Here is a 13889-nt window from a genome sequence, read left to right on the forward strand (position 1 = left end):
TATAGACACATCTCACTTGTTTCAAATTGATTGAGAAAAAATTAAAAAGAAAACCATACACGTAAATTTATTTCATATTTTTTGAGAAAAAAAGCAATTTATATTATTCATCTTTACGCATACTACCAAGTACTGCTCACTTTATAGATCCACAGTAGGACACTTGGAGAGAGTTAGCTGTCCAAAAATTGTGAAATTTGTTTTAGTATCACGTTATAGTATGTTTTTATAACGTTTCTTTCCGTCTCATTAACAAGACTATTATGTGCTATCAAATTTCTGCAATCCGCCATCTCATTGATTTTGGATAAAATGAATTCTTGGCTTGGAAAAGCATCTTTAAATACGTCCCAATTATTACTAATTAGGGTACCTAGATCCTTAAAGTCTAAATAAAAAAGTTTGGATTCTCCTCTTACACTTAACCACTTTTTCGATTCCGCGTCATTTATTCTTTGTTCTAATGTACGTTTAAGCGCAGAGGGGACGGTGACTTTTTCAAAGTAATCCTCCCCATATTTAGTTTTGAAAACATCCTCAATAAACAATCTTAATGAGTTTTCAACAGCATAAAGATAAGTATAAATTTCTGACATATAATAGCCTTTTTCTTTTACATCTTGTGGTAATATTTTGGCTAAAATTTTTCCGGATATCCGATCAGATTGTTTCTCTAAGTCAATGATTAGATCGTCTTCCAATTCGTAGTCCTTGGTTAGATCAATTGAAAACGATACTGATTTCACATCAAATCCTACTTCAGCAGGGATTAAAGTATCACAAATAGAGGTTAATAGCTTTTTGGTTGTGTCATCCTCTAATATATCGATATTCATTGGATTCACATATAAAGTAACATACGCTGCATGGGCATTGTGTCTTCCTCCACCAGCGTAATATGAATAACCTCCCTCTTCAATTGATATTCTAGAACCTCTTAAAAGTTGAGATAACTCATATTCCTTTCTTCTTTTCAGCTCAAAAAGGATCCCATCTAATAACTTTTCATTTTCGAACGGTAGACTATATGTAAATGACATGATCATTCCCTCCTTATGTCATGACTTCCCTACAACATCTTATCACATATTTTGAGTTATTCTGCAAATGTAGGGTAACGAAAAAATGGCTGCCATGTATAACAACTATACATTATAGATCTCCGTCGTATTATCGGGTCAACCAGATTTTCTTAGTTTACCTTATTTGTGTAATTATCTGTAGCCAGGATAGAACGATTGATGATCTCCTCGCTAAAACAATAACTAATAAAAAACCTAGCCATTATTAAACACTACTAATCATCCATTTCATGGTTTGAAAAGTTGATTAATGAACAGCTAGGTATTGTATAATTATTTATCTTTATGAATGTAATCATGTTTTATCAATTAAATTGAAACAAAATTCTCACCTGAAATGAAATATTTCTCACCCAGAATGAAAAATCACAAATTTACAAGATGGAGATGAGGTATGGAATAGCGAATGCCACCCCTAGTACGATCGGAGAGAACAACATCATTCCATAACCTAAACGTATCCTTTGAGGATTTTTCCCGGCACAGAGAACAATCAAAATACCTAACACAAAGACAAAGAAAGTAAGCGGTGAGGCAATATACTGTACAGCCTTAAAAAGAATCCCCCCTATTCCCGCCGTATCATTGACCATTCCTTCAATACTCTCGTTGCCTGTAGCCGCTTTAGGTCCATCTCCATAATAAAAGAAGAAAAAAGCAGGAATAAACGCAACCAAAAGTATGAGAATTGTAAATCCAATCGTAAAGGTATACCCTACCCTTTTCCGCCGTGGATTTTTCCCAGATGTGAGTAGAATCATTAAGCCAATAATTAAAAGGACACCCATCACAGGTAATCCGACCAGTTGAATTAAACGGATTGCCTGTTCTATCACCGTTTGAACCGCATGGGTATTGACCAAAACGAATCACCTCCTTCCGAATATCCTTATTTACATAAGGGGTCCTAAAAATACCATAGGATCATAAGCTCTTTCCATATCCCGCGCTCTTAAAAAAGCTGATTTTTTTCCTGGCTTCAAAACTTCAAAATGAAGATGGGGGCCTGTGGAGTCACCAGTCGATCCTACAGTTCCTATCATCGTGCCCGCAGTCACAATTTGATTAGCTGTTACAGATAAAGAATTCATATGGGCATAACGGGTCTGTAACCCATTATCATGTGCAATGTAAACAACATTGCCATAAGAAGATGAATACTCCGCGCGTATTACTCTACCTTCTCTAGCTGCCACAACAGGAAGTCCATTCGCTGCACGTCCACCAAGATCAACACCATAATGAAACGTTCCCCATCGAGCTCCAAAAGTGGAGGTGATCGTTTGATTTCCTTGGATCGGCCAGGCCCATCCATTTTTTATTTCCCCTGAAAACTCAAAATCAAGTGCAGTTGAAATATTGGTGTAATCGGTAAAACGCGATCGAATATTTGCTCCTTTAAATTGACCGGCATAAAAGAAGGCATCTTTGTCCGATGGATCCGTAGCAGCAGACCATTGATAGACAATAGGAACATCGACTTCTTTAACCCCTCTAGCTACTAGAATGTCATGTAATCTATCAGTATTGATACTATAGGGAGGCATGGACCGATCATCCACTTCCGTGTTTTCAAATTGGTAGTATTCAGAGGTGCAACTACTACCCCCTCCATCGCCATCTTCTGAACATATCGTCCATAAATGAAGGTAGGATTCACTATTTGTACTTCCTTTATTATTTCTCCATTCCTCTTCTGTATGGGGGCCTTTAATTTCCTCCTTGGTTTGCGGATGTACAATCTTCCTTCCAATTAATTGTGGACTTGTCCAATATTTTTTTAATGAAGGAACGGTAATATCTCCATAAGGAGTCCAAACCCAATCTAATACCTGATGGGACGGGCGGGTTTCTGTTCGATAAGAAATATATTCGCTACAACCGCCTCCTGGTGAGCAGACTCTAACCACCGTCTTCCATCGTTCTACGTCATCCGCTATTGTTTTGTATGTCAACCTAGGTTTAAGTTCTTGATACATTTCATTCACATCAGGTAATTCCAACCCAACCCCTAAAGAAGGAGTCCAGGTTCCGACAGGTCCCGAAAAAGCTCCTCCCCATTGGAGAACATTTAGAGTGACTGTTTTTCTTCCGAAATATCTTGCATCTGCTTGGGAGGGATAAAGAATATCAATTCGATTTCCTTTAATCGCCCCTCCTGTATCCTCTGCGGAAAAAACACCTAAACTCGATCCGTTTACAATTAACTCAACACGGCTATGTAATGGGATTACTCTTGGATCCACAGCAATAACTCTTGGTGTAGGTTTGCTTTTTGCATTAATCCCTGTGGCTGTGATTCCTGAACACCCCGGGCAGTCAGGCCCATAAGCGGTGGCAACCATGATCATAGATGACAATGGGTTCTCACCCGTTGGAAAGGAGGGACTATATGCCGGAATGCTTCCTGCTCCCCCAACGGAAGGGCTAGGATCTGCTCTCATGATCTGATACCGAGCCAATGCAGCCGGAATACCCCAACTAGGCTTGATGAGCTCCTTAAACTCTTTTCGCCAATCTTCATCGGCCCGATAAGATTCAACCTCTTTGACACTTTCTTCAGCTAGTTGTTTGAATTTATTTTCATACTCTACATCAATTCCAAGCATTTCTGCGGATCGACTTCCTCCTTGAAGAAACCAATCCGCTCCGGGGATGCTTTCTAAAACGGCTAGAAAACATAAAACAGCAATTAGAATAGCAATCCCCCATGGACCGATCGTTGCTAATAGGATTTTTCCGATACTGGTAACCATCGCCTTTAAGAAACCAAGGAGTATCTTTTTCATCCATTTAGCAGCTTTAGATTTTGCTAACCGAGCTAATCGCCCACCAGCAGACTTCCCCATTGATGCCATTTGGTCTGCGGATTGTTTTCCAATATCTTGAGCATTCTGATCCATGCTGTCACCTCCTTAGAAACAGAAAGAGACATCATCTTAAACTACCCCGCTATGACGATTATTTTTTTTATTCATCACAGAGTTTGTTCTCCAGGAATTAAACTGGCTTAAAACGGGTTGGGCTCTTTTGGCACTACCATGAACAAGATCCGCCCCTTTATCAGTCGTTGAACGGCGCGCGCTTGCTCCTGCTACGTTGTGAGAAAAATACTGGTCAGGATTGATGTTCTTAGCTTCTACCCGAGGATCTTCGTATCTTTTCCCATCCGCACCTACGATTTGAACCCCCGATGTCCTTCCAAGGTGTGATGTTGATCCCGATAATCCCACTAATTGTCTATCTTGGGTTTGAGAAGTTGTTGATCCGTTTGTTGCACTATTATTTGTCGGTTTGGATATAAACGTGCCGTTTTCCTGCCGAACCCAAGGCGTTCCGTCATTCAATTTATAACCAACTGAACGAACCTCACCTCTTTTTAGGGAAGAGTCTGCCGCTCCAAAAGCGCTTATTTGCCTCCATTCCCCATTACCGTGGTCCATATAGAAAGCTGAACCTTGATTCGTTTGCCTCCACTCCACATTTGCACCAGGGCGTTCTTTGGCATAGTCGTCCAGTGTTTTTCCACCAAACTGCTCCTTTTGGATACGATTTCGGCTCACACCCGATGCCATTTGACCTATGGATCGCCCCATCTCTCCGGAACCAACTACACTCCCGAGCGATTCACCTAAATTCCCCATAAACTGTCTACGTGCCGCTAAGTTCCCCCACATCGCTTGGGTGCCTCGCTTGTAATCCGAGAAATTCCACTTTTTGCCCGGATCAGCCCCTGAATACTCCATAGGGGTTCGGGCCAATGTCCTGCCGAAATTCATTCCTCCTGATGTCAAATTTCGTGTTCCTTGAGTTACGAATTGAGCAGCTTTACTTCCAATGAGGCCACCTGCAGCAACCCCACCTGCACCAAAAGGAAGTCCCATCGTAGCTCCTGCCACACCGCCAGCAACACCTACCGCTTTTTTAGCGAATTGCCATCCTTTCGAATTTGAACCAGTTGCGCCTTCCGAGATATTGGTTCCCGATGTGTCAGAAGAGAGATCACCAAATCCCCCTCCTACAGCTGAACCTCCAGCTTTTCCACCTTTTACAACCGATCCTGCGGATCGTGCTAACATCATAGCACCAGCGACACCGCCCAACCCTAACATCGTCGTTGTCCTACCTAGAGCTGTTGAAGAATCTCCAAGTTGTAACCACTTGCTAACCAGACCTGTCACTGGAATAAACATGATGATGCATCCAAGCTTAAATATAGTTCCAGCACCTAATGTAGCAAGTCCAGCAAATACTCCTATGACTACGGCATGAATGGATTGTAAAAACACATTTCCTGCCAATTCTTTGATCCAGCTACCAAAAAAGCTTCTTGTTTTCGCATACAACAAGGATATTGCAGCCACAGGAGCAAGGATTAACAATAGTAAGATAATAATCTTTCTAGCGATATACACGATGTTCAGATATAAAGCTAGACCCCATTCTGCAAGAAATACAAAGATATCCCCTACCGTAAAACCATCCGCAAAGGCGATTATGGACAAACCTCCTACATCCACTCCCTTAGAGATGAGCAACTCCTTTAACCCTTGTGTGATTCCCTCATTTAACCCAAACATGATTTCACTGATCAATCCAAAAGTCCCCATAAAGAAAGCGCTCAAGACCCACATATTAATATCTGTCCAAAAGTCTGCCTTCGCTTGAGGGGAATATGCTTTTAAGCCGAATTTAAGACAAGCAATAAGTATCGACAACGTAACAAACCCTACATAAGAAGCAGAAAAGAAATTGATTAAAGGCTTAATTACGTCATTCCATTCCTTATCATAGAAAAGTCCATAGTGAACAGTTTCGGTTTTCCCATCCCCATCCATCCAAACCTGATAAGGGTTCCCAAAGATTAGATTCTGAATGGAATTGATACCTTTAATGTAAAAGAGATTCTCCGCCTGCCCAATTAAAAACCCATCCAAGATTCCCGAATTGTCCTTCAGTTCCTTGACCTTGGATTGAAATTCTGGAGTTACCACTTCCCCTTCCGCAGCAGCGAAATTAACATTCCCAGGAAGTAATCCGAGAACAAAGATCAAACAAAAAGTAACGAGGATTTTGGACCCTGATTTCATCCTGCTACCACCTTTTCTTCTTCAGGGACCTCAACAGGGGTTTCAAGGAAATAAATTTCATCTTCCCTGGATTTTTTTGGTTTATTCGTGTTTGGAATTTCAATGTTTTGGTTCGTATTCAGATAGACCCATTCATCAGGAGTAGGTTCAGAACGAAAAGCAACGATCTCTTTCCCCGCTTTCATAACAACGTCACCCGTTTCAGCGGTCCGGATCATCTCTCCAACCTCATAGGAAAACTTAAACGTATCTAAGATAGGTTCTATATCCTCATCCGATTGTTTGAGGAAGCAAACCGTATTCAATTGGGCTATGACATCGCGCGAGGCCTCATTACGTGAAAACATCTCATACCTCTGGCTGACCAACGTCAAACTAGTATTCCACTTTCTCCCCCGTGCGGAAAGGAGCTTTAAAAATTCCATCATGGCATTGTACTTCAACATCATCCATGCTTCATCAATAATGACCCTTTTTTTCGCTTTTGGATTGCCGACAATAAATCGGTTCCACACCCAAGTCATAATCACGTGTTGTGCAAGAGGACGTTCAATCCCGTTGGCACTTAACTTGGAAATATCAAAAGTAATGATGGGAGCATCATCCAAAGACGCACCACTTTCCGTTTGGATGCGGGTCTGGCCATCAAACATCCCGAACGCTTTATCGCGGGTAAATAATTTTACAACCATACACAATTCTTTCAGTTCGTCATAACCAGACTGTCTTTCCTTTTCTAGATCTCTGTAGACATCGGAGATTGTAGGCATTTCAATATAATGCCGTTGCCATATAATCTTTCCGGTATCATTAATGGCTTCAGCTTGACGAAAGACTGATTCAGGATCCTCGGTAATTCCCTTATCTTGATATAACTTTTCAAGGATGTCGTTAAGAACTCCGATTTCAATAGGAGTAAGTCCTTTGGAATCAAGGCTACAACTTTCTTTCATTACCCTAAAGAATTCAATCAACTCTTTTATTTTTTCGTTCAGGTTAATTCTTTCCAGAATATACTCATCTGCTTCCCCTTTATTAATCACTTCTTTCTCAGGGTAAATATCAAATGGATTAATACGATTTACTGCTGCATCTCCTTTTTCTGCACGAATGGGAATACATATTCCTCCTAAAGCCTTGGTGAGTTCTAGGTATTCAGGCTCTACATCCAGAATGATATGCCGATTAATCCCATCCATTGGTCCACGACCAATGATCTGCTTTACAAAAACTCCCTTACCCGCTCCAGATTCCCCAAAGATGCCCATTGAGTAATTATTCAGTCTTTTGTCAAACTGATTGAAATACACATACTCGCGACCGTAACGGCCAATAGGCATACCGCCAGTGTGGTTTAGTTTACTTGAGGAGTGAGGGAAAATAGCTGTTAAACTTCGCTGATCCAGATTTCGATTCGTTTTCTCCAGATAATTTTTACCGAGTGGTAACGTAGATAAAAAACCTTCTTTTTGCCTTCCATAAGCATTAACCAATTCGATGGATTCCCCACCCATGATTCCTTCCAGCTCCACACATTTCTCATTCAAATCTTCAATGCTCTCGGCATACACTGTAGCTTGTACAGACACGTAATAAAGTCCATTTACATTATTTTTTATTTGTTGCTGAAGATCCTTGGTGTCCGCTTTTTTCTGATAGGCATCTTCAAGTTTACCTTGGTCGTCCCTCTTAGCAGCAGAGTATATCACGGTGTCTAACTCATCAATTTTTTCCTGCAATGATTTGATGGCGGAGTTTCTATCGAGCGGGTCGATATGAACCGAAACGTCTAAATCATCCCCCGAAAAAAATCCTTCCAACCAACCAATTCGCACCGTTCTCGGGTATCCGGAAGGTTTCACAAAAAAGGATCGACCATATCGGATATTCCCCAGTCCGGTTTGTATGACAAAGTGATCTTTTTCAAAGGTCAAACCATCGTTCAACATATTATCTATAAGAGTAGGGAACGTGAGAGGTCGATTATTTCCTTGATCTAATTCATCTAAATTGATCTCACCGGTTTGTTCTTTTTCAATGGGTTCCTTAGCTGATTTTTTCTTCTTTAAACTCTCTCTCAGTTTCTTGAACAATTCCCCTTACCTCCTCTACACTAACGTTAATTAGGTCCTCATAACCTGGTAAAGTCGTCACATCAGCCGAAACATAAGCGGACAATTTTTCTCTTCCCGGCTCTACCACCCCTTCAATGGGGTTACTCAACATACGATCCCGATTTAACGCTCTTTTCATCACTTCCATAGCCGAAAGAGAGTCGAGGATTTCTGATTCGATTCGGGCACGTTTAAGCATCTGTACCACCGTTCTTGCACGCATATATAGCTCTTGAACAATCTTCTTTTCCTTTTGCTCCGGTGTTAGCTGAGCAATTCTGCTCGATTGGTAAATATATGTCACGACATAATAGGCTTTCCTAGCAATTCGAAACTCCTTTTCTGAACGCTCTTTAATATGACTGATCACCCTCATACAATAGTCCCTTGTTTGAGGATTGCATTTTTCTAAGTTTTTCATGAATCGTTGCTCATCCTTACGAAGATCCTGACGAACAGCCTGACCGAGGAGCTGGACCGGAAATCGAACGACACGGAATAAAGATTGATATCCCATGATAATAGAAGATCTTGCCGTCTCGTTTAATAAATCAAAATTTACAGAGTCAGTAGCGATGATCAAACAATACTCATTTCTTTCCTTCTCAAATATTCCATAGCGGATATCTTTAATTCCAATTAAATCTTTTAAAGATTCTCTGTTGTTTTCCTTACGATTCTTTTTTCTTTTATCCTTTTTAGCTGAGGGATCTTGCGGCCCTCCTTGTTCTTCAAGAAATTGTTTTCTTTGGGATCCGAAAATAGGTTCATTATTGTCCATCCTTTTCTTCGCGTAGAATAGGAAAATCATCATCACACCAAAAATCCCAATCATTATGTAAATAAAAATGTCAAATATTTGCATAGTTTCATCCTCACAAGTAGGTATAGGTCTTCTGGCTTTTTCGATACTTCCATTGAGTAACAATAAATTCATTGAGATATTGTTGGTATTTATCCAACCTTACATAAGCTAAACAAACCATCGTTCCCATCATGACAACAAAGAGGAATAAACGTATAAAAAAATCTGGCCATGGGGGAATGAAAGGGATGTTACCCCATAATAAAAAGATCAGGCTAACCACCCCTGGTGGAAAAATCAACATGAACTGCCTTCTACTAAAAATGGCTAGAATATCTTTTTCTTCACCTGTAATATCGACAGGGACGATTATCTCGTACATTTCATCATTCCTCCTACAAAAATAGGGAGGGTATCCCCTCCCTACTACCCTTGAGCTAACTTTGCAATGGCTGGAGCAAACGCATAGGCACTAAAGAAAATAAAAGCCCCTGCCATACACGAAAATAGTGCTTTCCAATAGGTTCCCATTTGATTAGCAGATATTGAACCGAAAATAATAAACAAGGCAACAATTAAGATAGCTAATACGAATGCTGCTCCTCCAACACCGCCAACAATCTTTACGATTTTCTCAACTTTTTTAGCTAAAATATTGTCCCCATCCGTATTGTAGATTTCGCTCCCTATAGTGCTTGCCGAGGCTGAATCAACAAAAGGACTAGCCATTGGTGCGAACACATTCAAAATGAGCATAAATGCAATAATAGGGATGAAGGATTTAAACCTCTTTGTCACTGTCAATATCATAAACTATATACCCCTTTCCATTTTCATATGTCCTAACTTAAACACGGAAAGAAAATCACCCCCAACGCAAAAAGAGCACCTTCTTAGCACTAATGGACATAGTTATCCTATTAGACTAAGAGGTGCTCCCTCTTCTATGAATCTATTAATCTTTAATCCTATTATCTTTCTGGTGGGTTTAGATGTCAATCTTTTTATTTCCAGGAGAAGTGCTTCTCGTCTCGGCAAGTTACATAAAAATTAATTTCCTTTTCTCCTCCACCATAAATCTCATAATTGATGTTTAAGGTGCAATAATATAATTCCCAGCCTTGATTTGTCATTCGTGTTATGGCCTCATCAACCATGTCCAAAAAACTTTTTAGTTGCTTACGATTCATCCCTTGTTCCTTGATCTTTTGCTCTATACCACGCTCATAGTATACCGTCTTTTCGGGAAAAACCTTTTGAACCTTATTTTCACGAATAAAAAATTCCAACGAATCCTCTTTGTTCCGTTTCAACTGATCCGCATAGGTATCTATAATTCGCATTTTGATTTGGTCAATTAATTCCGCATTTCCCTTCTTCATACAGTACCCTCCAATATATTTTCGATGAAGCAGCAAGAGTTTTTTTGGAAACGCCATATATTTGCAATAGATGTACACGTATTAATGTCAAAATGGCATATAAGTGCTCATAAAAATGAACTGTTCATTTGGTAGTTCCAACATACTACATAATATAAAATTAGACAAGAATATTTTTACAGAGTTGTGAAAAGTGGGTTTATTCGACAAAATTCACCAATTATTTCTTGAACTTTGCATTTAATCTCACTAACTCCTCTACTTCTTTAGGTCTACTATAAACTTCCAATAGTAGCCCTAAAGAAACAGAGGAGAGTTTCCTCCGTTTCGTCCCTTTTGCTAAACAATCATTTCGAAAACTGGAAGGTTCGAATTTATAAGAGATTCTGGATCAATGGATTGCGAAACGTAAAATTGATCAGGAGATTGGAATTGGCCCATGACCAATAACACATTCCCTTCTTGATCGACAGGGAATTTCCCTTTTAACGGAATGTGATAATCCCCGTACTTAAGAACATATCCAACCACATTCTTTACTAACCGACCAATCATTACGTCCATTGTTCCCGTCGCTCCATTCCCAGGTGTTGTCGTAACTTGAGAAGCGATAGATGTACCGTACCGTTTTGCTATTGCCTGGTAGTCCTTCATAGGAATGGATATTGGAACATAATCCATCGGAAAATCCATGTCTATCGGTTCAACAAATCGATCATCCTCTTGAGTGTTTAAAGATTGAACATTGGGAGAAACCGACGAGTTAAACGGAATCACATTACTATTTTTCAAATCAGTGATTTGCAATTCCTCCGAACCTTGAGAAGGAGAATTTCTCGGTTCTTCGTTGCAATCCTCCCCATTTTCAACCAGTTTGGTTTCTGAAACAATGGGTTCTTGAGTCTTTTCCAAGCTGAAGGTATGTAGAGAATCCTTAGTGGAGTCCCCTTTTGAAGAATCCGTATCCTGATTGTCCAAGGATAAGCCTTCATCCCCCTCAGTTTTGATTTCCTCAATTCCACCATCATTTAAGACAGCTTTTAATAAATCATCAATCCCTTTATCCATTTCAGGTGTTGGGGTACTATTTCCATAGTCTACAACTAAAGGAGTAGTAGAACTTGCCTCTTTAAGAAGTTCATCCACTTGATCCATTGCAAGTTTCTCGCCTTTTTTCTCCTCATTAAAAACCGGATCTACCGGACTTCTCCATGCCAACGGCATGTGAGTTGCATCTCTTCCCCACGAGAAGATTCCGCCAATTATCCCGATAACAAATGGTGTTAGAACAATCGAGGCAACGACAATGATTTGAATAGCCATTGTTCTCCCCCTTAAAGGTTCCAAACCACTATGGATAAAACACACGCAGCAAAAAAGCCGACAATACTAAACATTATAAGAGTCTCTTCAAACATCCATTTAATGCGTTGTCCGATGGCTCTTTTCTTAGCAATTCTCCGAAGTGTAAGCTGAGAGCGCCGGTGATCTTTTTTCAATTCTTCCTGTAAAAAGTGAATTTGAAGTTCATTAAGCCCCTTATAAATAGAATAGTTTTCAGTTAACTCCCTCGAAATGTGCACTCCCCATCTCTCCCTAAAAATTAGTAGTATTAGGCGTATATATATAAAAAACGCCTATTAGCGGGAGATCATAGTTTAAAAATCACTATAACTCCGCCAATAGGCGTTTGAATTTTAAATAAAATTAATAGAAAACCCAAAGGTCATGTGGGCATACAATTCCCATAAAAACAAGCATGAATGGAAAGGCCGCGTGGCTCTTCTTACAAAATCCTCATGTCGCGTGACGGAGGACTAAAATAATGGAAATCATAAATAAATATATGTTTATATTAACATTTTAAAAGAGTTTCATCAATCCCTTGCAGAAATATAAATAAAGATACAACGAAATGTTGTATCTTTATTTTGCATTAGAATAAAGCGAATTGACCATCACAAGCTCCGCTTTTTTTGTCTCTCCCTTCCATTACCCTTAGGTTCGAACGTTTCTCTGGGGTTGTAGGTGCTGGGAGGACAATGGAACCAGGGTCCTCAGAATCCAATCCAACATCGGTTGCATCCCCAAGACTTTTTTCCTCTACTTCGACAACGTTTTCGGGATCTGTTTCCTCTTCTAGTTCTTCGACCATAGGAATATGGTCACTGGAATCATCGTTACCCTTTGTGAACAGTTCATTTTCTGGCAATTTCTCTGGTAATTCTTTGACTCCTTCCGTTACCAATTCATCTAATTGATTGGCTGACAGGTCATCTTCGAAGACGATTTCCTCCAGGTCGAATAGCTCATCCTCCTCAATATCTTCAAACTGAAAATCAAGGATTTCATCGACTTGATCATTTGGTATTCCTGGTGATTCATCTTCAATTTCGCCTAGTTCATCAAAATCAAAGGTCCATTCATCATTCAAGATATCTTCTCCGATCACTTCTGGTTGAGCAGAAACCGGCTCCGGTAATGGCGTAATTAATTCGTAAATCAACCTTTCTAAACGGCCATCCTTTTCGATTCGCAACCGGTAATCATGATCTGACTCTTCATCCTCACGTTTTAGGATAAAATCTTCCTCTATTAAAAGGCTTCCCCCTTCTCCCTTTATCTCCTCCGGACGAAAATACAAACCAAAAGGATTATAAATGTCGGGGTAGTTGCGAAGATTCATTTTGATAACCTCGCGATTTTCCAACAATTTCTCCCTTAAATCCTCGCACACCTCAGGAATAAAGTGCGACATTTGGGCTATTGCTCCCTCTAGATGAGGAGAGGTTAATGGCTTACTTCCCGTTGGATAGATTCGCCAGTTCGCAATCCACCATCCTACTTCCCCGTTCCGAGTGACCTGCTGGCATTGGAAGTCATGTTCCTTTGCGTATTTTTCCATCCATCCAGGCATTTTCCCGTGCGTATCACCGGTAAAAGTCGCCCGAACCACCTTTTTAGGGTCCTTTGGATGGAGTTGCAATGCACTCGGAATACCAGAAAAATAGTGATGGATAGGAGAGGAGGACGTCACCTTTCCGCTCCCGTCTTTCTTCTTTTCATACCAATCTATGATTAAATGTTTGGTGCTCTGCTCATAATGAGGATGCATATTCGTCACTCCCTTTGGTTATTTAGGCAATTTCGGAGCGTTTATTACCCCGAGATAACATATCCGTTGCAAACTGCTCATAGTCAAACGCATGTGCAGCTGTACCACTGGAGCCGTCGCCCTCAAACTCTTTTGCAATTTCACTAAAATCAAGCTCTTTTCGGTCAATGGCAAGATCTACTCCCGAAGCCTTTGATAAAACCAAGCCGTGAAGATTGATATCAATCGTATCTAGTCCAAGTAATTCCGATAGGTAAGGTTTTGAGGTAATCTCTACCTTTTCCCCCGGCTAGAACCGTGC

General features: G+C 40.2%; 13 protein-coding genes. All 13 read right to left on the bottom strand.

Translation table 11 applies throughout. The annotated features are described in order from the left end of the window. Nucleotides 1-173: 173 nt before the first annotated feature. Nucleotides 174-1040: a Swt1 family HEPN domain-containing protein gene (locus J2Z37_RS09875; protein ID WP_245203698.1), complete on the bottom strand. Its 867-nt coding sequence runs from the start codon at nucleotides 1038-1040 to the stop codon at nucleotides 174-176. Nucleotides 1041-1456: 416 nt separating this feature from the next. Next, complete coding sequence (locus J2Z37_RS09880; RefSeq protein ID WP_209810083.1) at nucleotides 1457-1945, bottom strand: hypothetical protein; 489 nt, start codon at nucleotides 1943-1945, stop codon at nucleotides 1457-1459. A 30-nt stretch (nucleotides 1946-1975) separates the two neighbouring features. After that, entirely contained in the window at nucleotides 1976-3985 is a 2010-nt protein-coding gene (locus J2Z37_RS25515) for a peptidoglycan DD-metalloendopeptidase family protein (protein WP_245203699.1), read from the bottom strand. A 36-nt stretch (nucleotides 3986-4021) separates the two neighbouring features. Then, nucleotides 4022-6172 carry a hypothetical protein gene (locus J2Z37_RS09895; RefSeq protein WP_209810084.1) on the bottom strand — a complete coding sequence of 717 codons (2151 nt, stop codon included), beginning with the start codon at nucleotides 6170-6172 and terminating at the stop codon, nucleotides 4022-4024. Beyond that, nucleotides 6169-8265: a VirB4 family type IV secretion system protein gene (locus J2Z37_RS09900; protein WP_245203700.1), complete on the bottom strand. Its 2097-nt coding sequence runs from the start codon at nucleotides 8263-8265 to the stop codon at nucleotides 6169-6171. Before J2Z37_RS09900 ends, J2Z37_RS09895 begins: the two co-directional genes overlap by 4 nt. Further along, entirely contained in the window at nucleotides 8219-9151 is a 933-nt protein-coding gene (locus J2Z37_RS09905) for a hypothetical protein (RefSeq protein ID WP_209810085.1), read from the bottom strand. Before J2Z37_RS09905 ends, J2Z37_RS09900 begins: the two co-directional genes overlap by 47 nt. A 10-nt stretch (nucleotides 9152-9161) precedes the next feature. Continuing rightward, nucleotides 9162-9473, bottom strand: coding sequence for a PrgI family protein (locus J2Z37_RS09910; RefSeq protein ID WP_209810086.1), 312 nt, complete (start codon nucleotides 9471-9473; stop codon nucleotides 9162-9164). Nucleotides 9474-9517: 44 nt separating this feature from the next. Further along, a complete protein-coding gene (locus J2Z37_RS09915; protein ID WP_209810087.1) occupies nucleotides 9518-9901 on the bottom strand; it encodes a hypothetical protein in 384 nt (127 codons plus the stop codon). A gap of 194 nt (nucleotides 9902-10095) precedes the next feature. Next, entirely contained in the window at nucleotides 10096-10473 is a 378-nt protein-coding gene (locus J2Z37_RS09920; protein WP_209810088.1) for a hypothetical protein, read from the bottom strand. A gap of 339 nt (nucleotides 10474-10812) precedes the next feature. Beyond that, the gene (locus J2Z37_RS09925) at nucleotides 10813-11796 is read right to left on the bottom strand and encodes a hypothetical protein (RefSeq protein ID WP_209810089.1); all 984 of its coding nucleotides are present in this window, start codon (nucleotides 11794-11796) and stop codon (nucleotides 10813-10815) included. Nucleotides 11797-11807: 11 nt separating this feature from the next. After that, nucleotides 11808-12056: a hypothetical protein gene (locus J2Z37_RS09930; protein WP_209810090.1), complete on the bottom strand. Its 249-nt coding sequence runs from the start codon at nucleotides 12054-12056 to the stop codon at nucleotides 11808-11810. A 353-nt stretch (nucleotides 12057-12409) separates the two neighbouring features. Continuing rightward, the gene (locus tag J2Z37_RS09935; RefSeq protein ID WP_209810091.1) at nucleotides 12410-13588 is read right to left on the bottom strand and encodes a hypothetical protein; all 1179 of its coding nucleotides are present in this window, start codon (nucleotides 13586-13588) and stop codon (nucleotides 12410-12412) included. Nucleotides 13589-13610: 22 nt separating this feature from the next. Continuing rightward, entirely contained in the window at nucleotides 13611-13793 is a 183-nt protein-coding gene (locus J2Z37_RS09940; RefSeq protein WP_209810092.1) for a hypothetical protein, read from the bottom strand. Between the last annotated feature and the right edge of the window lie 96 nt (nucleotides 13794-13889).

Source organism: Ammoniphilus resinae (assembly GCF_017873965.1).
Taxonomy (GTDB): domain Bacteria; phylum Bacillota; class Bacilli; order Aneurinibacillales; family RAOX-1; genus Ammoniphilus_A; species Ammoniphilus_A resinae.

Excerpts from the sequence above, each read along its gene's own strand:
- J2Z37_RS09915 (WP_209810087.1), bottom strand. The coding sequence starts at position 9,901 with ATGATATTGACAGTGACAAAGAGGTTTAAATCCTTCATCCCTATTATT.
- J2Z37_RS09910 (WP_209810086.1), bottom strand. The coding sequence starts at position 9,473 with ATGTACGAGATAATCGTCCCTGTCGATATTACAGGTGAAGAAAAAGAT.
- J2Z37_RS09895 (WP_209810084.1), bottom strand. The coding sequence starts at position 6,172 with ATGAAATCAGGGTCCAAAATCCTCGTTACTTTTTGTTTGATCTTTGTT.
- J2Z37_RS25515 (WP_245203699.1), bottom strand. The coding sequence starts at position 3,985 with ATGGATCAGAATGCTCAAGATATTGGAAAACAATCCGCAGACCAAATG.
- J2Z37_RS09905 (WP_209810085.1), bottom strand. The coding sequence starts at position 9,151 with ATGCAAATATTTGACATTTTTATTTACATAATGATTGGGATTTTTGGT.
- J2Z37_RS09925 (WP_209810089.1), bottom strand. The coding sequence starts at position 11,796 with ATGGCTATTCAAATCATTGTCGTTGCCTCGATTGTTCTAACACCATTT.
- J2Z37_RS09935 (WP_209810091.1), bottom strand. The coding sequence starts at position 13,588 with ATGCATCCTCATTATGAGCAGAGCACCAAACATTTAATCATAGATTGG.
- J2Z37_RS09920 (WP_209810088.1), bottom strand. The coding sequence starts at position 10,473 with ATGAAGAAGGGAAATGCGGAATTAATTGACCAAATCAAAATGCGAATT.
- J2Z37_RS09875 (WP_245203698.1), bottom strand. The coding sequence starts at position 1,040 with ATGTCATTTACATATAGTCTACCGTTCGAAAATGAAAAGTTATTAGAT.